Origin of the sequence: Burkholderia lata (assembly GCF_000012945.1) — a bacterium.
GTDB classification, from domain to species: domain Bacteria; phylum Pseudomonadota; class Gammaproteobacteria; order Burkholderiales; family Burkholderiaceae; genus Burkholderia; species Burkholderia lata.
Map to the genome: position 1 here is coordinate 584490 of NC_007509.1, position 21279 is coordinate 605768.

General features: G+C 71.0%; 11 protein-coding genes. 2 read left to right on the forward strand and 9 right to left on the reverse strand.

The window, feature by feature from the left end:
- Window positions 1–11: 11 nt before the first annotated feature.
- The 8 genes from treY to BCEP18194_RS02530 all read right to left on the reverse strand — a co-directional run bounded on the left by treY (window position 12) and on the right by BCEP18194_RS02530 (window position 18446).
- The gene (gene treY, locus BCEP18194_RS02495) at window positions 12–2783 is read right to left on the reverse strand and encodes a malto-oligosyltrehalose synthase (protein ID WP_011349717.1); all 2772 of its coding nucleotides are present in this window, start codon (window positions 2781–2783) and stop codon (window positions 12–14) included.
- Window positions 2780–4987, reverse strand: a complete 2208-nt coding sequence (malQ, locus tag BCEP18194_RS02500; RefSeq protein ID WP_011349718.1) for a 4-alpha-glucanotransferase — start codon at window positions 4985–4987, stop codon at window positions 2780–2782. Before malQ ends, treY begins: the two co-directional genes overlap by 4 nt.
- Window positions 4984–6855, reverse strand: a complete 1872-nt coding sequence (gene treZ, locus BCEP18194_RS02505; protein ID WP_011349719.1) for a malto-oligosyltrehalose trehalohydrolase — start codon at window positions 6853–6855, stop codon at window positions 4984–4986. The genes malQ and treZ overlap by 4 nt, the downstream gene beginning before the upstream one ends.
- A complete protein-coding gene (gene glgX / locus BCEP18194_RS02510) occupies window positions 6852–8978 on the reverse strand; it encodes a glycogen debranching protein GlgX (protein WP_011349720.1) in 2127 nt (708 codons plus the stop codon). The genes treZ and glgX overlap by 4 nt, the downstream gene beginning before the upstream one ends.
- Before the next feature lie 31 nt (window positions 8979–9009).
- Window positions 9010–11217, reverse strand: coding sequence for a 1,4-alpha-glucan branching protein GlgB (gene glgB, locus BCEP18194_RS02515; RefSeq protein ID WP_011349721.1), 2208 nt, complete (start codon window positions 11215–11217; stop codon window positions 9010–9012).
- The gene (treS, locus tag BCEP18194_RS02520) at window positions 11214–14627 is read right to left on the reverse strand and encodes a maltose alpha-D-glucosyltransferase (RefSeq protein WP_041492590.1); all 3414 of its coding nucleotides are present in this window, start codon (window positions 14625–14627) and stop codon (window positions 11214–11216) included. The genes glgB and treS overlap by 4 nt, the downstream gene beginning before the upstream one ends.
- Complete coding sequence (locus BCEP18194_RS02525) at window positions 14627–18019, reverse strand: maltotransferase domain-containing protein (RefSeq protein ID WP_011349723.1); 3393 nt, start codon at window positions 18017–18019, stop codon at window positions 14627–14629. Before BCEP18194_RS02525 ends, treS begins: the two co-directional genes overlap by 1 nt.
- Window positions 18020–18161: 142 nt before the next feature.
- On the reverse strand, window positions 18162–18446 hold the full coding sequence (locus tag BCEP18194_RS02530; protein WP_050781563.1) for a hypothetical protein: 285 nt from the start codon (window positions 18444–18446) through the stop codon (window positions 18162–18164).
- A gap of 345 nt (window positions 18447–18791) precedes the next feature.
- Between BCEP18194_RS02530 and BCEP18194_RS02535 the strand changes: the two genes are divergently transcribed.
- Window positions 18792–19034, forward strand: a complete 243-nt coding sequence (locus BCEP18194_RS02535) for a DUF6566 family protein (RefSeq protein ID WP_011349725.1) — start codon at window positions 18792–18794, stop codon at window positions 19032–19034.
- Between the two features lie 100 nt (window positions 19035–19134).
- Here BCEP18194_RS02535 and BCEP18194_RS02540 read toward each other — a convergent pair whose 3' ends face one another.
- Window positions 19135–19809 (reverse strand): HAD family hydrolase, encoded by a 675-nt coding sequence (locus BCEP18194_RS02540; protein WP_011349726.1) that lies wholly within the window; start codon window positions 19807–19809, stop codon window positions 19135–19137.
- 225 nt (window positions 19810–20034) lie between these two features.
- Between BCEP18194_RS02540 and BCEP18194_RS02545 the strand changes: the two genes are divergently transcribed.
- Window positions 20035–21219 (forward strand): sugar transporter, encoded by a 1185-nt coding sequence (locus tag BCEP18194_RS02545; protein ID WP_011349727.1) that lies wholly within the window; start codon window positions 20035–20037, stop codon window positions 21217–21219.
- Window positions 21220–21279: the final 60 nt, after the last annotated feature.

A 21279-nucleotide genomic window follows, 5' to 3' on the forward strand; every position in this document is an offset into this window, starting at 1 on the left:
GCGCTGGACGATCACGATGCGCTGGTTGGGTGCACGGCCACCAGTACGGCAACCGGTAGCGCTGCCAGACAGTTACCGAGCTTGATCAACCGTCCCGTCACATCGATCGTGTCCCCCGCATTCAGCCAGTCCGTCCACGGCCCGTCGATCTCACGCGGCAGCACGACCGCCGTATCGCCCCATTGCGCGGGCGCCACGCGCGGCAATTCCGGTGCTTCGCCGAGCAGCCGGCCCGCGAGCCGCGTTGCAACCACCACCACCGTCGATTCATCGTTGCACCGCGCGAATGCGATCGCATGACGCCCGAGCGGGCCGCGCACGCGCAGCGGCACGTACGTGCCTGCCGCGAACGTCTCCGGCCACCGTGCGCGCAGCGCCAGCATGCGCTCGACCAAGGCCCGCTTCACGCGCGCATCGGGCCACGCCTGCAGGTACGACGCGACCGGCTCGTCGACCCGTTCGGCCGCGAGCGCCGCGAACGGCACGTCGCGGCGGTTGTCCGGATCGACGAGCGAGTGATCCCATGCTTCAGTCCCTTGATACAGGTCGGGCACGCCGGGCGACGCCATGCGGAGTACGGCCTGCGTCAGGCTGTTGACGACGCCGGCCGGTACGATCCGCGCGACGAACGCATGCAGCCGGTGCGCGAAGTCGCCGGTGCCGCGCGGCATCAGGATCGCGCGGACGAATGCTTCGCAATCGCGCTCGTAGCGCATGTCGGGCGCGAGCCAGTCGGTGTGCCGTTTCGCTTCGCGCCATGCTTTCGTCTGCCACTGCACGACGCGTTCGGCAAGTGCCGCGAGCCCCGCCGCATCGTCGGGCGCGAGTTCCGGCGGCCAGCAGCCGACGAGCGTCTGGTACAGCATCGCCTCGGCGGCCGGGCCCGGCGCCCATGCGAGATCGCGATGCGCGCCGCCGCGATGCGGCCGGTTGAGCGCGGACCAGTCGAGCGACACCGTGCGCCACGCGTCGGGCATTTCGCTGAGCACGGCCAGCCGCGCACGGGCATCCTCGCCGCGCTTGTGGTCGTGCGTGGCGGTGGCGACGAGCCCGTGCGGCACGGTGCGCGCGCGGTGCCGGTTGCGCGCATGGAACGCGCCGCGCGACAGGCTGAAGTCGCCTGCGTCGGCGCCGACTTCGTTGCGGGACAACAGCCGGCCGTATCGATAGTGCGCCGTATCCTCGACACCCTTTGCGGCCAGCGGCGCAGTGAGCTGCGCGAACGCGACGCGCGCCGCGTGCAGCGCGGCGGCGTCCGCGCGCGGCACGCGCGTGACCGGCAACCCGAGCCAGGTGGCGACGTGATCGAGCGCGAACCGGTCGGCCGGATCGACGGCCGCGCACGCGCGTGCGTATGCAGGTGCGAGCACGCGGCGATCGGCGTCGGCGGGTTCTTCATCGTGCGCCGGATACATCCGGTACACGGGCAGCTGCACCGCGAGTTCACCCAGTACGCGCTGAATCGCGACGAGGCTGACGTCGCGCGTCGCGGGCGCCGCACGCGCGATGCCGTGCAACGCCCGCGCGGCGCGCGCATGCTCGACCGCAAGCTGGCGCATCAGCACGCGCCGCTTGCCGTCGAGTGCTTCCTGCGTGAAGGTGCGCGACGAACCCGACACGTGCGCCCAGTGCGCGGCCAGCGGCGCGGCGCCGGCCGGATCGTGCAGCAGCGCGCCGACGTCGTTCATGAAGTCGTAGCCGGTCGTGCCGTCGACGGCCCAGTCGGCGCGCAGCGCCTCACCGGGCGCGAGGATCTTCTCGACGACGACGAACGGCTGCGCGTCGCGTTGCGCGGCAAGTCGCTCATGCAGCCGCCGGCAATACGCGCGCGGATCGGCGAGGCCGTCGACGTGATCGACGCGCAGGCCGTCGATATAGCCGGCCGCATGCAGTCGCAGCGGCAGCGCATGGACGGCGTCGAACACCGCATCGTCGTCGACACGGACGGCCGCGAGCGTCGCGATGTCGAAGAAGCGCCGCCAGTTCAGCTCGTCGGCGGCCGTGCGCCACCACGCGAGCCGGTAGTGCTGGCGTTCGAGCAGCCGGTGCAGGCACGCGCGCGAGCGCGCATGGCGCGGATCGGCGCCGCGCAGCACCGCGTCGAGCGCATGCGGGCCGTGCGTGACCGCGTGGTCGCGCAGCGCCGCATGCGCGGCGGCCAGTCGGGCGCTGTCGCGCGGCGGCGCGGCGTCGAAGCGTTCGGCGAGCGCATTCAGGTCGGTGCGATTCGCGATGCGCAGGATGTCCGCATAGGTGGCGGTGGCCACCGGCAGCCGTCGCCCGGGGCACGACACGAAGAAGCGTCCGGTGGCCGGATCGGCGTCGAGCGTGATGTCGCCGGCCGCGAGCGCTTCGCCGTACGGCGTGCCGAGGCAGGGCAGCAGCACCTTGCCGTCGAGCGCTGCGTCGGGCGGATGCCAGTCGATGTCGAAGTGGCCTGCGTACGGGCTCGCGGGCCCCCATTCGAGGACGTCGTTCCACCAGCCGTTCGACGCGCCGCCGACGCCCATGTGGTTCGGCACGATGTCGACGATTACGCCGAGCCCATGCGCGCGCAGCGCATCGACGAGCCGGACGAAACCGGCTTCGCCGCCGAGTTCGGCGTTGAGCGCGCCGTAATCCACGGTGTCGTAGCCGTGTCGCGAACCGGGTTCGGCCGTCGCGACCGGCGACAGGTACAGGTGGCTCACGCCGAGCCGCGCGAAGTAGCCGGCGTGCGCGGCCGCGTCGTCGAACGTGAAGCCCGCATGCAGCTGCAGCCGCAGCGTCGCGCGTGGCGTCATGGGGCGGGCTCCCGCGAACGGCGCGCGCGCACGACGGCCGCGATGCGGTCGCGCACATCGGCGTCGAACAGCGTGTCGATCGTGCGCGGCAGGCGCTGCCGCCAGTTCGGGTGGCCGCAGGGCGGGCCCGGCAGGTTCGGCTGCGCGTCCAGCGCGAGCAGGTCCTCGAGCGGCAGGATCGCGAGCGGCGACGGGCTGCACGCGACGTATGCGAGCATCGCGGCGACCGGCGGCGCGTTAGCCGGCGGGGTGGCGGTACCGGCCGGCGCGCAGCCCGCGTGCTGCAACGCGTGCCACAGCGCCGCGCGTTCGGTCGCGCGTGCTGCATGCGCGGCGACGAGATCGGGATCAACGGCGGGCGGCGGCGTGACGGGGCCGGCTTTCAGGGGGGACGCGGAGGCTGCGCGGGACACGGTGTTGTCCTGCTCGTACTCGTTCATCTCGTCCGGCGGCGCGGGCGGCGCCACGTTGCGCGCATCCGTATCGCCGGACTGCTCCGCGGCCTCGGCCGCGATCCGCCGCCATGCCAGGTCGACGCCGCGCCACCAGCCGGCCACGGTCGGCAGATCGTGCGTCGACGACATCGCGATCGCGTTGCGATCCCATTCCGCGGGCGGGCGGAAGGTGCCGCCGGCGTCGCGCTCGAACCACAGCACGCGCATCCCGGCGATGCCCTGCGCGCCGAGCCGTTCGCGGAAACCGGCCGGCACCGTGCCGAGATCCTCGCCGATCACGAGCGCGCGATGACGGGCCGCCTCGAGCGCGACGAGCCGCACGAGATCGTCGACCGGATAGCGCAGGTACGCACCGTCGCGCGGCGAGCCGCCGTCGGGCACGATCCACATCCGCGCGAAGCCGAGCACGTGATCGATGCGGATGCCGCCCGCATGCGCGAACGCCGCGCGCAACAGTTCGACGAACGGCACGAAGCCTTCCGCACGCAGCGCGGCGGGCGTCCAGGTCGTCACGCCCCACGCCTGGCCGGCCGCATTGAACAGGTCGGGCGGCGCGCCGAGCGATACGCCGCGCAGCAGCGTCGCGCCGTGCGCCCACGCGTCGCTGCCCGCGCGATCGGAGCCGACCGCGAGATCGGCGATCAGCCCGGTCGCCATGCCCGCGCCGCGCGCCGCGTGCTGCGCGTCGCCGAGTGCGCGCGACGCGCACCATTGCAGGAACGTGTGGAACGCGACCGTGTCGGCATGGGCGTGCGCGAACGCGTCGACTTCCGCCGATCCCGGCTGGCGCCACGGCGCCGGCCAATGCCGCCAGTCCGCGCCGGCGCCGTGCTCGATGCAGAACGCCTGCAGCGCGTCAAAACGCGCATGCGCGTCGAGCGCCGCACCGCCCGCCGCGCGAAACCGCTGGAACGCGCCGCGCGACGGGTCGTCGCTGGCGCGCCACGCGTCGAAGCACGCACGCAGGTGGCGCAGCTTCAGCGGCAGCACCTGCGGCCAGTCGATCAGCGGCGCGTCGGCCGCCGCATCGGGCACGCGATGCACGGCCGCGGCGCCCGGCACCGCGTCGCAGTCAAGATATGCGACGTTGTGCCAGCGCCGCGACGACGGCGAATACGGGCTGTCGTGCGCGGGTAGCGCCGGAAAACCGGCGTGCGTCGGGCTGATCGCCACCGCCTGCGCGCCGTGCCGTGCCGCCTGCGCGGCCAGCCGCGCCAGTGCGGTGTAGTCGCCGGCGCCGTCGTCGCCGGCGCGGCGCAGGCTGTAGAGCTGCGCTGCGATGCCCCAGCGGCCGCCCGCGTCCGCCGTGCGCGGGTCGAACGGCTGCGGGCGCGGCGGCGCGATCGTGAGCCCGATGCGCCGGTCGCCGACGTCGAGCGCGTGATAACCGGGCATCGCGAGCGGCGGCAGCGTGCCGTGTTCACCCGCGTCGCCCACGCGCCCGTCGACGTGTCCGCCCGCTTCAAGCGTGATCCGGAAGCGCGCGCCCGGTGGCGCGATCGCGGCCGGCAGCGTCAGCGGCGGGCCCGCGTCGCCGGTGACGATGCGCGGCGGCGCCGCGTTCGCGTCGGCGAGTGCTGCCGCGCTCGCCACCCGCTGGGTCGCCGTGCCGCAGGGCCAGCCGAGCGCGTCGACGAGCGCACCGAGTGCGCCGTCGTCCACCCGCCGCGCGACGCCGCCCGCATCGGTCCAGTCGGTTTCCAGGCCGGCCGCGCGCGCGAGTTCGGCGATCGACACGTCGGTCGTCATGATCGGCCCTGTCCGTTGATGCGGTGCTGCCGCGCATCGTGGTTGACCTTGCCGTCGCGCCACGCGATGCACGCGCGGGGCGGCAGCCGCAGGTCGCGCAACCGGTCGCGTGCGCGCGGCGGTGTCTCGAACACGATCTTGCCGACCGGCAGCGCGGGCAGCACCGCATCGTGCGAGCCGAGGTTCAACGCGATCGTCAGCGTGCTGCCGTCGCCGAGACGCCAGCGCGCGACGAGCGCCTGCGGGTCGCCGTCGCCCGTGAGCAGGTCGACGCCGAGTGCGCGCGCGCCGGGCAGGTTCGGCGTCACCAGCGCCGCGCGCACGGCCAGCGCGCTGCGGTAGAAGCGCCGCCATGCGTCGGTGTCGGGCGTGGTTTCGTCGCTGCTGCCGTGCAGCGTCGAACGCACGAATGTCGCGATGTCGTTCGGATCGGGAATCGCATCGCGATGCGCGGCGTCGGCGAAGGCCGGAAAGGCGGCGAACTCGCGGCGCCGGCCTTCGCGTACCGCGTCGGCAAGCGCGCCGCGATAGTCGGTGAAGAACTGGAACGGCTGCGTGCTGCCGTCTTCCTCGCCCATGAACAGCAGCGGGATCGACGGCGCGAGCAGCAGCAGCGCGGTCGCCGCGCGCACCGCGTCTTCGTTCGCGAGCGTGCGCAGCCGTTCGCCGAACGCGCGGTTGCCGACCTGGTCGTGGTTCTGCAGGAACGCGACGAACGCGGTCGGCGGCAGGTGCGCGCTCGGTTCGCCGCGCGCGGCGCCGTCGTGCAGCGGCGACGGTTCGCCCTGGTACGCGAAGCCTTCGCCGAGCGTGCGCGCGAGATGGCGCAGCGGCGCGTCCGCGTACGCGCGGTAGTAGCCGTCGCGCTCGCCGGTCAGCAGCACGTGCGCGCTGTTGTGGAAGTCGTCGTTCCATTGCGCGTCGAAGCCGCCGGGCCCGAGCAGGCTCGCCGCATTGCGCTCGTTCTCCAGCACGAGGTGCACGTGGCGCGTGTCGCCAACGTACGCGCGCACGCGGCGCGCGAGTTCGCGCAGCCATGCGTCGTCGTCGATCGCGTGCGCGGCATCGATGCGCAGCCCGTCGATACGGAATTCGTCGAGCCAGTACAGCGCGTTCTCGATGAAGAACGTGCTGGTCTGTTCGCGCGAAAAGTCGATGGCCGGCCCCCACGCGGTCTGCCGGTCTGCGCGGAAGAACGCGGGTGCGTAGCGCGGCAGCAGGTTGCCTTCCGGGCCGAAGTGGTTGTAGACGACGTCGAGGAACACCTGCATCTCGAGCCCATGCGCGGCATCGATCAACGCCTTCAGTTCCTCGGGCCGCCCGTACGACGCATCGGGCGCGAACGGCAGCACGCCGTCGTAGCCCCAGTTGCGCATGCCCGGGAACGCGTTGACGGGCATCAGCTCGACGGCGGTCACGCCGAGCGCGGCGATTTCCGGCAGGCGCCGCTCGACGCTCGCGTGGCCGCCGCATGCGCCGATGTGCAGCTCGTACAGCACCGTTTCATGCCACGGACGGCCGCGCCACGCGTCGTGGCGCCAGCGGTACGCCGCCGGATCGACGACCTGGCTCGGGCCTTCCACGCCGCCCGGCTGGAAGCGCGATGCGGGATCGGGCACCGCGAGGCCGCCATCGAGCCGGTAGCGATACAGCGTGCCGGGGCCGCAGGGCACGGTGGCTTCGAACCAGCCGTCGCCCACTGCTGTCATCGCGACGGCGGGTGCATCTTCACCCTCGATTTCGACGGCGGCCGTGCGGCTCGCGGGCGCCCACAGCCAGAAGCGTGTGCGGTCGACATCGACGCAGGTCGTGCCGAACGACGATTCGAACGCATGCGAGCCGGATGGGCGGGCAGGGCGTGATCTCATGGCGAGTCTCCCGAATGCAGGTCGGGCGGCACGGCGGCCACCGCGATCGCGGCTGCGTGCGCGGCGACGTCGAGCCCGTCGGCCGGCCAGGCGCGCGGGCCGGCGTCCGGTGTGGCCGTGTCGACCAGCACGCGATAGTCGAGTACCGGCGCGGGCGGCGCGAACACGACCGTCTCGGACGACGCGTTCAGCATCACGAGCAGCGCCTCGGTGCGCCCGGTGCGGCCTGTGCCGACGCGCCGCATCGTCAGCGCGCGGCGCTCGCGGTCCTGCCACGCGGGCACGGTCATCGCGTCGCCGCGCTCGTCGAACCAGTCGATCTCGGCCATGCCCGGCGCGGCGTCGCGGTCGCCCGACGGATAGCGCGGCGTGGACATCACCGGATACATGCGCCGCAGCGCGGCGAGCCGCGACACGAAGCGCATCAGCGTCACCGCTTCGTCGCTGCGCGCCAGATCCCAGTCGAGCCATGACAGCTCGTTGTCCTGGCAGTACGCGTTGTTGTTGCCGTGCTGCGTGCGGCCGAACTCGTCGCCGGCCACCAGCATCGGCGTGCCGAGCGCGGTAAACAGCGTCGCGAGCATCGAGCGGGCGACGCGCGCGCGCACCGCACGGATCGCCGCATCGTCGCTCGGCCCTTCGACGCCCCAGTTCGCGCTGCAGTTGTCGTCGCGGCCGTCGCGGTTGTCCTCGCCGTTCGCGTCGTTGTGTTTCGCCGAATACGACACGAGATCGGCGAGCGTGAACCCGTCATGCGCGGTGACGAAATTGACCGACGCCCACGTGTGGCGCCGCTGGTGGTTGAACAGGTCGGCCGACCCGGCGAGGCGTGCGGCGAGCTCGGGCCGCTGGCCCGCGTCGCCACGCCAGAAGCGCCGCACGGTGTCGCGAAAGCGGTCGTTCCACTCGGCGAAACCGGGCGGGTGGCGGCCGAGCTGGTAGCCGCCGGGGCCGAGATCCCACGGCTCGGTGATCAGCTTGCGCTGCGCGAGCACCGGGTCCTGCCGCAACGCGTCGAAAAACCCCGCGCCCGGATCGAAGCCATGTTCCTCGCGGCCCAGCGTTACGCCGAGGTCGAAACGGAAGCCGTCGACGTTGAACGCGGTGGCCCAGTAGCGCAGCGAATCCATCACCATCTGCACGACGCGCGGATGCGACAGGTTCAGCGTGTTGCCGCAGCCGGTCTCGTCGACATGAAAGCGGTGGTCGTCCGGCATCAGCCGGTAGTAGCTCGCATTGTCGAGGCCGCGCCACGACAGCGTCGGTCCGAGCTCGTTGCCCTCGCACGTATGGTTGTAGACGACGTCCAGCACGACCTCGATGCCAGCCGCATGCAGCTGGCGGATCGCGATGCGTATCTCGTCGAGCCGCCGCGTCGCGAGATACGCGGGCTCCGGCGCAAAGAATGCAGCCGTGTCGTAGCCCCAGTAGTTGCGCAGCCCGCGGTTCACGAGCGCGCGCTGCTGCAGGAACGCGTGGACGGGCAGCAGCTCGACCGTCGTCACGCCGATCGACAGCAGGTGATCGATGAACGCCGGATGCGCGAACGCCGCGAACGTGCCGCGTTCGGGCGGGCGCAACCCGGCGCGGCGCATCGACGCGCCGCGCACGTGGGTCTCGTAGATCACCGTGTTGCGCCACGACACGCGCGGGCGCCGGTCGTTGCGCCAGTCGAACGCCTCGTCGACCACCACGCACTTCGGCATCGCGGGGGCCGAGTCGCGGCGGTCCATCGACAGGTCCGCGCGGCTCGAATGGACGCGATAGCCGAACAGCGCGTCCGACCAGCGGAACTGGCCGACCAGCTTGCGCGCGTACGGGTCGAGCAGCAGCTTGGTCGGGTTGAAGCGATGGCCGTGCTGCGGCTGGTACGGGCCGTCCGCGCGGAACCCGTACACGGTGCCCGGATGCGCGTTGGGCAGGTAGCCGTGCCACACCTCGTCGGTGCATTCGGGCAGGTCGAGGCGCGCGAGCTCCTTGCGGCCGGTCGGATCGAACACGCACAGCTGGATGCGCTGCGCGTGTGCGGAAAATACCGCGAAGTTGGTCCCGAGGCCGTCCCAGGTCGCGCCGAGCGGGTAGCTGCGGCCGGATTCGAGACGGGCGGGCAGGGCGGTCGGCATGGCGGGATCTCCGTGTCGAGGGCGCGGGAATTCAGGCGGGGCGCAGCCACAGCGTCGCGAGCGGCGGCAGGCGCAGCAGCGCTGACCACGCTTCGCCGTGCGCGGGCACGGCCTCGGCCCACACGGCGCCGTCGTTGCCGGCGTTGGTGCCGCCGTACGGCGCGGCATCGGTGTTCATCAGCTCGCGCCACTGCCCGGGCGCGGGCAGGCCGACGCGGTAGCTTGCGCGTGGCACCGGCGTGAAGTTGCAGATGGCGACCACGAGGTGCCCGGCCTCGTCGCGGCGCGCGAACGCGAACACGCTGTTGTCGCGATCGTCGCCGATCAGCCAGGAGAAGCCCGCCGCGTGACAGTCGAGCGCGTGCAGCGCCGGTTCGGCCGCATACGTGCGGTTCAGGTCGCGTACGAGCCGCTGCACGCCGCGATGCGCGGGCGCGTCGAGCAGGTCCCAGTGCGGTGTCGCGTCGTGCGCGAACTCGGCCCATTGCGCGAATTCGCTGCCCATGAACAGCAGCTTCTTGCCGGGGTGCGCCCACATGAAGCCGAAGTACGCGCGCAGCGTCGCGAGCCGTTGCCACGCGTCGCCCGGCATCTTCGCGACGAGCGAGCCCTTGCCGTGCACGACCTCGTCGTGCGACAGCGGCAGCACGAAGCGCTCGGAGAACGCGTACACGAGCCCGAACGTCATCCGGTCGTGGTGATAGCGGCGATGCACCGGGTCTTCGCGCACGTACGCGAGCGTGTCGTGCATCCAGCCCATGTTCCACTTGAAGTCGAAGCCGAGCCCGCCGTCGCCGGTCGGTGCGGTGACGCCCGGCCACGCGGTCGATTCCTCCGCGACGGTGACGACGCCGGCCGGCGCGGCCGCACCGTGCAGCGTGTCGTTCAGCATGCGCAGGAACGCGACCGACTCGAGGTTCTCGCGGCCGCCGTGCACGTTCGGCACCCATTCGCCTTCCGCGCGCGAATAGTCGCGGTACAGCATCGATGCGACCGCGTCGACGCGGATGCCGTCGACGTGATACCGGCGCGCCCACGCGAGCGCCGACGCGGCGAGGAACGCGCCGACTTCCGTGCGTCCGACGTTGAACACGCAGGTGTGCCAGTCGGGATGCAGCCCTTCGCGCGGGTCGGCGTGCTCGTACAGCGCGGTGCCGTCGAACTGCGCGAGGCCATGCGGATCGTCGGGGAAGTGCGCGGGCACCCAGTCGACGAGCACGCCGATGCCGGCCGCATGCGCGCGGTCGACGAAGCGGGCGAAGCCGTCGACCGGCCCGAAGCGCGCGGACGGCGCGAACTGCGCGACCGGCTGGTAGCCCCACGACCCGCCGAACGGATACTCGGCGATCGGCATGAACTCGACGTGCGTGAAGCCCATTCCCTGCACGTACGGAATCAGCCGCTCGGCGAGTTCGTCCCACGTCGCGCTGCGGTTCATCTCCTCGGGCACGCGCTGCCAAGATTCCGCATGCACCTCGTAGATCGACCACGGCACGCGGTAGCGGTCGGCGCGCGGCCGCGCGTGCATCCAGCCTTCGTCGTGCCACGCGAACGCGTCGAGCGCCGCGACATCGGCGACCACGGATGCCGTGCGTGGCGGCGCTTCGGTTGCCCGTGCGCACGGATCGGACTTGTGCGGCAACACGCGCCCGTCGGCCGCGCGCAGCTCGTACTTGTAGCACTCGCCTGCGCCGATGCCCGGTACGAACAGCTCCCACACGCCCGACGGCCGGCGCAGCCGCATCGGGTGCCGACGGCCGTCCCATCCGTTGAAATCGCCGACCACCGACACGCGCTGCGCATTCGGTGCCCAGACCGCGAAGCGCACGCCGTCGGTGTCGTCGATGCGCGCGGGCGTCGCGCCGAGACAGTCGAGCACGGCGGCCGGGTCGCCGGCCGAGAAGCGCGCGAGCACCGCGTCGTCGAGCAGCGTGCCGAACGCATACGCGTCGTCGATCACCTGCCGCGCGTCGGGCCAGTCGATCGCGAGCAGGTAGTGAGGGGCGCCGCCGTTGCGCGGGATCGTCCCCGCGAAGCAGCCGGCGCGATCGACGCACGCGAGCGTGCCGAGTTCGGCGCCTTCCGGCGACAGCGCATGCACGCTTTTCGCGCCGGGCAGCACCGCGCGCACGACGACCTGGCCCGTCTGTCCATGCGGGCCGAGGCACGCGAACGGATCGGGATGGCGGCCGGCGAGCAGCGCATCGATATCGGATCGTTCGAACAGCGTGTCGGTCATGGCGTGTCTCCGTCGTCGGAGGCGGCGCCGCCATCGAGCAGCCGTTCGACCAGCGCCGCGAGCCCGCCGACCGGCACGCTTAGCCAGTCGGGCCGGTTCGCGGCTTCGTAGCACAGCTCGTACGACGCCTTGTCGATCAGGAACAGCGCGAGCAGGCGATAGGCGTAGCGCGGGTCGACGAAACGCGCGGGGGCGAGTTCGGCGGCCGCGCGATAGCAGTCGACGAAGCGGTCGGCGGCGGCCTGCCCGAAGCGGTCGAACAGCGCGCGCTTGCGGCCGGCCGCCTGCGGTGGCGCCTTCTCGATCGCGAATTGCGCGATTGCGCTCACATACGACAGTGACCGCAGCAGGCCGGCCACGTCGCGCAGCGGATGCGATTTCGCGCGGCGCCGCTCGAGCGGGCGTGCCGGCTCGCCTTCGAAGTCGATCAGTAGCGCGTCGCCCTGCACGTCGAGCACCTGGCCCAGATGGAAATCGCCGTGGATCCGGATGCATTGCGCATCGAGCGTGCGCGGCACGAGCTCGCCGAGCGCGCGCACGGCCGCATCGCGCGACGCGAGCAGCGTGTCGGCCGCCGCGCGCGTCGCGGGATCGAGCGCATCGAGCCGCGTGTGCAGCACGTCGAGCGCGTGTTCGAACGATGCGATCGCGTCCGCGCACCAGCCGTCGACGTGTTCGGGCGTCGCGTGCTCCGGCGCGAACGCCGGATCGTCGGACGGCTGCGCGAGCGCGACGTGCAACTGGCCGAGCCGCGTGCCGATGATCCCCGCGAACGCCGCATAGCCGAGCAGCGCGTCGGGTTCCTCGTCCGTATCGTCGGGCTCTTCTTCGTCCGCGGCCGGCAGCGCGAGCTCGTCCACTGCGCGGCGCAGGAAATCGAACGAGCGCGTCCACGCATCGCCCTGGTTGTCGGCGTAGCGCTGCAGGATCGCGACCGTATGCGGCGTGCCGTCCGGATCGACGTGCACGACTTCACCGGCGAGCGTCGCGGTGTTCGGGTAGCCGATCCGCGTCAGGTAGCGGCTCATTTCCGCTTCCGGATGCACGCCGTGCGCGACCTTGCGCACCAGTTTCAGCACGATCGCGTCGCCGATCACGAGCGAGCTGTTGCTCTGCTCGGCCGCGAGCCAGCGCACGTCGGCGTTGTCGCCGGGATCGAGCGCGGCGAGCGCGTCTTCCGGCAGGAACGCGAGCCGGCCGTCATCGGAGGTCGGCACCGTCGCGCCGTCGCGCAGCTTGCGCAGCATCCCGTGTGCGAACGCCGGCAGCGCGAACGCGTCGGTCAGGTAGCCGACCGAATGGCCGCGCCGCACACGCGCCAGCGCGAGCTGCGCGAACAGCGGCTGCGAGGTTTCACCGCCCCACGCGGCCGCGAGCGGCACGACGTAGCGTTCGACGTCGCCTGGCTCATCGGATTCGACCCACGCCTCCGCATACTGGAACGGTTCGCCCGGCACCGGCGTGACGACGTTCAGCCGGGCCGCGCCGATCGCACGGTCCTTCGACGCGAACCAGCGCCGCCGCGCGAGCCACGACGGCAACGCATCGTGCGCGAGCACGTGCAGCTGTTCGATGTCCGGCCGCGCATCGCCGCGCCGCATCACGAGCGTCACGTATTCGGGCAGCGGCTCCGCATGGGGCTGCCGCCACGACGGCTCGCGGCCATGCTCGGCGAGCACGAACCACAGGAATCCGTACGGCGGGAAGGTGAGGAGATACGGGAGCTGGCCGATCGGCGGAAACGGCGAATCCGACGTCATCTCGATCGGCACGCGGCCCGCGAATTCGGACAGGTCGAGCTCGACGGCCTGCGACGCGCGCGACAGGTTCGCGACGCACAGCACCGGATCGTCGCCGTCCAGCTCGCGCAGGTACGCGAGCACCTTGCGGTTCTCCGGGCGCAGGAAGCGGATCGTGCCGCGTCCGAACGCCTGCGACGCGCGGCGCGTCGACAGGATGCGGCGCGTCCAGTTCAGCAGCGAATGCGGGTCGCGTGTCTGCGCCTCGACGTTGACCGCGTCATAGCCGTACAGCGAACCCATCACCGGCGGCAGCACGAGCAGTTCCGGGTCGGCGCGCGAGAAGCCGCCGTTGCGATCCGACGACCACTGCATCGGCGTGCGCACGCCGTCGCGGTCGCCGAGGTGGATGTTGTCGCCCATCCCGAGTTCGTCGCCGTAGTAGATCACCGGCGTGCCCGGCATCGACAGCAGCAGCGAGTTGATCAGCTCGATGCGGCGCCGGTCGCGTTCCATCAGCGGCGCGAGCCGGCGCCGGATGCCGAGGTTCAGCCGCGCGCGCCGGTCGCTCGCATAGGTCTGCCACAACAGATCGCGCTCGGAGTCGGTGACCATCTCGAGCGTCAGCTCGTCGTGGTTGCGCAGGAACACGGCCCACTGGTTGCTCGGTGCGAGTTCCGGTGTCTGCCGCATGATGTCGACGATCGGGAAGCGATCCTCGCTCGCGATCGACATGTAGATGCGCGGCATCAGCGGGAAGTGGAACGCCATGTGGCATTCGTCCTCGTCGCCGAAATATTCCTGCACGTCTTCCGGCCACTGGTTCGCCTCCGCGAGCAGCATCCGGTTCGGGTACTCGGCGTCGATCGTCGCGCGGATCCGCTTCAGGATCGCGTGCGTCTCGGGCAGGTTCTCGTTGTTGGTGCCCTCGCGCGCGACGAGATACGGCACCGCGTCGAGCCGCAGCCCGTCGATGCCGAGATCGAGCCAGAAGCGCATCACCTGCATCACCTCGCGCACGACGGCCGGGTTGTCGAAGTTCAGGTCCGGCTGGTGCGAATAGAAGCGGTGCCAGTAGTACTGGCCGGCGACCGGGTCGTGCGCCCAGTTCGACGTTTCCGTATCGAGGAAGATGATCCGCGTGCCCGCGTATTTCGTGTCGGTGTCGGACCACACGTAATAGTCGCGGTGCGTCGAACCCGGTTTCGCGCGGCGCGCGCGCTGGAACCACGGATGCTGGTCCGACGTGTGGTTGATCACCAGCTCGGTGATCACGCGGATGCCGCGCGCATGCGCTTCGCGGATGAAGCGCCGCACGTCGGCCAGCGTGCCGTAGTCGGGATGCACGTCGCGGTAATCGGCGATGTCGTAGCCGTCGTCGCGGCGCGGTGACGGGTAGAACGGCAGCAGCCAGATCGTGTCGACGCCGAGTTCGGCGATGTAGTCGAGTTTCGCGATCAGGCCGGGGAAATCGCCGATGCCGTCGTTGTTCGAGTCGTAGAACGACTTCACGTGCACCTGGTAGATGATCGCGTCCTTGTACCACAGCGGATCGTCCGCGCAGAGCGCCGGCGCGCGGCGGCGTGCACGGCGCCGGCGTGGTGTGCCGCCCGGCGCGAGCGACGGGAATTGCGCGCGGCGTACGTCGTCGAGGGAATCTTCGCGTTTCATCATCCGTGCCCTCCCGAAGGTGACCGGGCATCGCCCGGTTCGCGCGCCGCCGCCCGCGCGGCGCCTGGAGACGGCGTGACCCGCCAGATTGCATACGGGCGCACATGCGGATCGAGCGACACGTACTGGCGATGCCCGCGCCAGGTTTCCGCATGCGTGGCGTCCTGTTCGAGCGCGTCGAGCGGTTCGCCGTCGACAAGCCCGAAGCCGCGCCACAGCGACGCATCGAGCGTGAAGTTCGCGACCTGCGGATGCCACGGGTCGGTGCTGATCGCGACGACGACCACGCTGTCGAACGCCGGCGTCGCCTTCACGAACACGAGCACCGTGTCGTTGTCCGCATCGGCGAACGTGAGGCCGAGATGCGTCTGCAGCGCCGGATGGGCGCGGCGCGCGCGGTTCAGCCGCGCGACCTCGGCGCCGATATGCGCGGCCTTGCTCCAGTCGCGTGCACGCAGCTCGTACTTCTCCGCGTTCGCGTATTCCTCGCTGTCGGGCAGCGGCGCCGATTCGCCGAGCTCGAAGCCCGAATACAGGCCCCATGAGCCGGCCAGCGTCGCCGCGAGCGCCGCGCGGATCACGAACTGCGTGCGCGGCGCGTTCTGCAGGTGGCGCGGGTTGATGTCGGGCGTGTTGACGAAGAAGTTCGGCCGGAAGAATTCGCGTGCGGGGCCGGTCGTCAGCTCGGTCAGGTAGTCGATGAATTCGCGCTTCGATTCGCGCCACGTGAAGTACGTGTACGACTGCGAGAAGCCGACCTTCGCGAGGCGAACCATCATCCCCGGCCGCGTGAACGCTTCGGACAGGAACACGACATCCGGATGCCGGCCGCGCACGTTGTCGATCATCCACGCCCAGAACGGCAGCGGCTTCGTGTGCGGATTGTCGACGCGGAAGATCCGCACGCCGGCGTCGACCCAGAACAGCACGGCATCGCGCAACGCGAGCCACAGGTCGGGCAGCGCGTCCGGCGCGTAGAAATCGGGGTTCACGATGTCCTGGTAGCGCTTCGGCGGATTTTCCGCGAAGCGCAGCGAGCCGTCCGGCCGCCACGCGAACCAGCCCGGATGCGCGGCGAGCCACGGATGGTCGGGCGAGCACTGGATCGCGAAATCAAGCGCGATCTCGAGCCCGTGGCCGCGCGCGGCATCGACTAGCGCGCGAAACGCATCGAGCGTGCCGAGCTGCGGATGCACGGCCGTGTGGCCGCCGTCCGGCGAGCCGATCGCGTACGGGCTGCCGACGTCGTCAGGGCCGGCCTTCAGGCTGTTGTTGCGCCCCTTGCGCGCGGTCGTCCCGATCGGGTGGATCGGCGGGAAATACAGCACGTCGAAACCCATGTCGCGGATGCGCGGCAGGTGCGCGATCACATCGTCGAACGTGCCGTGCCGGTGTGGATCGTCGCTGGCCGAGCGCGGAAACATCTCGTACCAGCTGGAGAAGCGCGCCGCGCGACGCTCGACGTCGACCGGGAAGGTCGTTTCGTCGTGCGTGACGAACGGGCGATAGCGCAGCGCCGCGAACGCATCGGCAAGCGGCGCCGCGCCGAGCTGCGCGAGCCGCGCGTCGGCCGGCGCGTCCTTGAATTCGGCGACCAGTTGTTTCATCTGCGTGAGCGCGCGCGCATCGAGCGGATCGGCGAGCTTGAGCGCGGTCGCGAGCAGCAGCTGCGCTTCGCGCAGTTCGAGCGTCACGTCCTGGCCGGCCGCGTGTTTCTTCGCGACATCGTGGACGAGCGACGCCCAGTCGTCGCGCCACGCGAGCACGCGAAACTCATGGCGGCCGAGCCGGTCGAGCGCGACGCGCGCGTGCCAGCCGTCGTTCGGTTCGGCTTCGAACGGGATTTCGCGCCAGTCGTCGTCGCCGGCAGCGCGCCATTGCAGCGCCGCCGCGAGATGCGCGTGCCCGTCGGTGAAGATCGACGCGTGGACGACGAGCGTCTCGCCGATCACGCGCTTGACCGCGAAGCGGCCGCCATCGACCGACGGCTCGACGCGTTCGATCGCGATCCGTTCGGCCGCGAGCGCCGCGGACAGCGCAGCGCGCTCGTGGGCGGCGTCGCCGCGGGTCGTGACGGGCGGCGCCTGCCATGCATGTAGCAGCGCGTAGGCACCGGGCTCGAGCGTGAATGGTTCGAGCGCGGCTGGCGGGTGGGTTTGCGCAGCGTCGGGCGTGGCGACGCGCGTGAATCCGCCCGGCACGCCGGGCAGGATCGTCGCGGGGTCGACCGTCACCGCTGCGTCGAGATCGGGATTCAACGCAATCAGCAGGGCCGCTTCGTCGTGTTCGAGCGACGGCCCGGTGCCGCGCAGCAGCGCGGTCGCCGCTGCGCCAGGCGCGCTCAACTGCACGATTTCGCCGCGCGCGGCCGCGACGGGCGTGGCGCGGCGCCACGCGTTCGCATCGGCGATCGCGCCCGACAGGTCGAAGCGCGCGCGCTCGAACGCGGCGCGATAGCGCGCCGCATCGGCGTCGCGCGCCATCAGCGGCACCGTGACGCCACGCTCGAAGCCCATCGGCACGAGCCAGCCGGTGCCGACGGCCGCGGCCGTCCAGAGTGCACGGCGATACGCGCGGGCGACGGTGTCGTCCGGCGCGTCGGGCCAGTCGTCGGCGAGGCGCGTGCCGTCGAACGCGTCGGGAAACGCGATTGGCGAGCCGATGCGCCGCAGCAGCCGGTGTTCGTCGACGAACCACGGGGCGCGCAGGTCCCACCAGCGCACCGATGAAAACACGGCGTCGAACCCGGTGCCTTCGAGCTGCGCGAGCGCATCGCGCGCATGGCCGGGCACGTTGGCGAGCACCGCGACGTCCGGGCGCGCACGGCGCAGCGCCGCGCGCCAGCCAGGCCACCAGTCGGCCGGCAGATGATGCGGCGCGTCGATCAGGAAGCCGGCCGCGCCCGCATCGGCGAACGCGGCGAGGTGCTTGCACCACCACGCGGACAGCGCGTCGCGCGCCGCGTCGTCGCCGGGGTTCGCGTGGGCGACATCCTGCGCGTGCGCGGTGCCGCGCGGATCGATCAGCGCGTCGTCGTGCGTGCGCTCGACGTACCAGTCCGGATGCTCGGCACGCAGCGGATTCTCGCGCGCGACGCGATCCGGTACGACTTCGAGCAGCAGGCGCAGCCCGTGGCCCTGCGCGAGCTGCGCGAGCCGCGAGAAGGTTTCGAGCGCGCTCGCGCGTGTCGCGAACGATTGGGCCGGCCGGTGGAAATCGGCCACGTGGCGCGGAAAGCCGGCGACGCTCGCGGCCCAGAACGCGCCGACCAGCACGTGATCGAAGCCCATGCCGGCGACCTGGGCGAACGTCTGCGGCCATGCGTCGAGCGGCCCGACGAGGCGGGCGTCGCAGAACTGGATATGCGGAGCGAAGATCGGCGTGGAGTCCATGGCACGGGGCGTAGGGGCGGCGGTCGGTGACGCCGGTTCGCCGCAACGCCCGTGCCTGCCGGGTGGTGTCCCGTTCGGCGGGGCCCGCACGGGATGCCGATGACAAGGGACTGTCGTTTTTACACGATCAAGGGGCGCGCGATTATCGCGGGCCGATGTCCCGGTCGTCGTCGATGCGCTGCAACAGCGCATCGCAGCGTTCGCGCAGCGCGTGCAACTCCGGCGAATCGGCGTCGAGCCGTCCGTGTTGGCCACTGTCGGGATCGCGGTTCGCGACGGCGATGTCGTAGATCCCTTGCGCGATCGTCGCGGACGCGTCCGCGATCCTGACCCGCGCAAGCCATCCGCATTCGGCGTGATGGCACGCGAGCCAGGCGCGCTGCGCATCGACGACCTGATCGGTCGTGGGCCATGCGCCGGAGCGCATGCGCACGGCCAGCTGGTTCGTCACGAGATAGGAGAGCAGATCGGTCGTTGGATTCACACGAGGCTCCTTGACGAAGGGTCGGGACGACCGATCCGCGAGCCGGTTCGCGGGCGCGAAACCGGGAGGGTGTCGACGCGCGGATCGTCGTCCGGTTGCAGGGTGACGAACCGCTTCACGGCCGCGCGGTGCGTGCCGGCAGCGGTTCGACGTGCGATCGGTGCGCAAGCCGCGTGCCGGCCGGTCGGCACCGGGCACGGCGTATGCGCATCGGGCCGACGGGGCGCGCGGCAATCATGCGGCGCGCATTTTTTGCAGCGTCATCGCAGATAGGTAAAGGAGGCCGCCGTGCAAAATCAACAGGAAGCACAGGTTCGCGACCCGTATCGCGGGCACGAGATACGCGTGTGGGCGCGGCGCAACGACAGCGGCGCGTGGCGCGACGAGGTGCAGGTGTATGTCGGCGGCGAGCGCATCGAGCTGGTCGTGCCGGCGGCCGATGGCCCCGACTGGATGACCGAGAACGAAGCGCTGCTCGCGGGCGTCGAGCGTGGCCGCTATATGGTCGACAAGCGTATCGATGACGATTGAGCCGCCGGGTGGCCGCGTGTCGGCGTGGCCTGGCCGAACGGTCAGGGCCTGACGAAACCGACGGCGACCGGGCGCAGGTGCCGTCGGCAAAACAGGCGTTTCAGGGCCGCGCCGCAATCTCGTCGAGATGCCACAGCAAATCGGCCGGATCGTCATACACGCGCAGCGCGCCCGCGCGTTCGAGTTCGTCGCTGCCGTATCCGCCCGACAGCAGCCCGACGCCGAGCGAGCGGCAGCGGGCGGCGGCGAGCATGTCCCAGATGCTGTCGCCGACCACGACCGTGTGTTCGATCGGCACGTTCAGTTGTGCGGCCGCCGTCAGGAACAGGTCCGGGTCCGGTTTTGCATACTTGACCTGGTCGCGCGTGACCACCACATTCTTCGCCGGATCGACGCCGAGCGCCTCGAGGTTGATGGCGGCCGTTTCCATTCGTCCGCTGGTCGCGATCGCCCAGCGAATGCCCGCCGACGACAGCGCCGCCAGCAGCTCACGCGCGCCCGGCAGCGGCCGGACCTGCGCGCGCAGCCGCTGGTACGCGGCCGCATGGAGCCGGGCGAGCCGCTCGACGCGCTCGGCGTCGAGATCGCCCGACGTCTCGCGCAGCAGCTGATTCAGGAACAGGCCGCCGCTCATGCCGATCTTGCGGTGGATGCGCCACACCGACAGTTCGATGCCTTCGGCATCGAGCGCCTCTTTCCACGCGAGCACGTGCTGGTAGACGCTGTCGACGAGCGTGCCGTCGAGATCGAACAGAAAGGACGTTTCAATGCGCATGTGAATCTCCTGGCTCGACAGGGGGCGAGCGAACGGGTCGTGAGAAGCGTGTGGGCACATTATCGGCGCACGGCCATGTCATGACCATGTCCCGCGGCCAACCGACGCCCCCGCGCGGCCATCCCGCGCCACGCCGTGTCATGTGCCGCTGGTACAATCGCGGCGATCGCCGGGCCGGGTTCTCCGCGCCGCGCGCCCCCAACCCTCGTCTCGTCGATTCCAGGCATGGCCACACCGGACGCCGTCAGTTCCAAGCACTCGTGGTGGGGTGTCCTGACCCTGGCACTCACCGCCTTCATCTTCAATACCACCGAATTCGTGCCCGTCGCGCTGCTCAGCGCGATCGGCGACAGCCTGCACATGCGGCCGACCGACGTTGGCCTGATGCTGACGATCTACGCGTGGGCCGTGGCCGTCGTGTCGCTGCCGCTGACGCTGGCCACGCGCCATGTCGAGCGCCGCAAGCTGCTGACGGGAGCGTTGCTGGTGTTCATCGGCAGTCACGTGGTGACCGGCGTCGCGTGGAATTTCGCGGTGCTGATGGTCGGCCGGCTGGGCATCGCGTGCGCGCACGCGGTGTTCTGGTCGATTTCCGTGCCGCTGGCCGTGCGGCTCGCGCCGAGCGACCGGAAAAGCCGCGCGCTCAGCCTGCTGGCGATGGGCACGGCGATCGCGATGGTGGCCGGCATTCCACTCGGGCGCGTGGTCGGCGAGACGTTCGGCTGGCGCGTCACGTTCCTGATCATCGCCGGCGCGGCGGGTGTCGCGTTGCTGCTGCTGCGCGCGACGTTGCCGGTATCGCCGAGCCAGGGCGCCGGGTCGCTCAGCAGTATCGGCGTGTTCCTGCGCAAGCCCGCGCTGGTGGCCTTGTATGCGATCACCGTGCTCGTCGTGACTGCGCACTTCACGTCGTACACGTACATCGAGCCTTTCGTCCAGAGCGTCAATCACGCGAGCAGCAGCCGGATCACGTACGTGCTGATCCTGTTCGGCGTTGCCGGCATACCGGCCGCGATCTGCTTCAACCGCGTCTATCCGCACCGTCCTGACGACTTCCTGCTCGGGTCGATCGTCGCGCTGGCGGGATGCCTGCTGATCCTGTTCCCGTGCGCGCTGAACATCGTCACGCTGTCCGTGCATACGCTGGTCTGGGGCGGCGCGATCGTCTGCTTCGGGCTGGCCATGCAGGCATGGGTGCTGAAGCTGGCGCCGGAGGGAACCGACCTGGCGGTGTCGATTTTCTCCGGGCTGTACAACGTCGGCATCGGCGCCGGTGCGCTGATCGGCAACCATATCGCCAGCGACTTCGGACTGCCGTGGGTCGGCACGTTCGGCGGCGTGGTCGGCGCGGTGGCGGTCGGGATCGCGTGGCTTGCGTTGCGGCTGCATGCGAGGCAGGCGGTGGCGTAGCGCCTGCGCCGGATTCCGGCGTGCGGCGGGCGCTGCCACGGCCTGCCGTCGCGCCGCGCA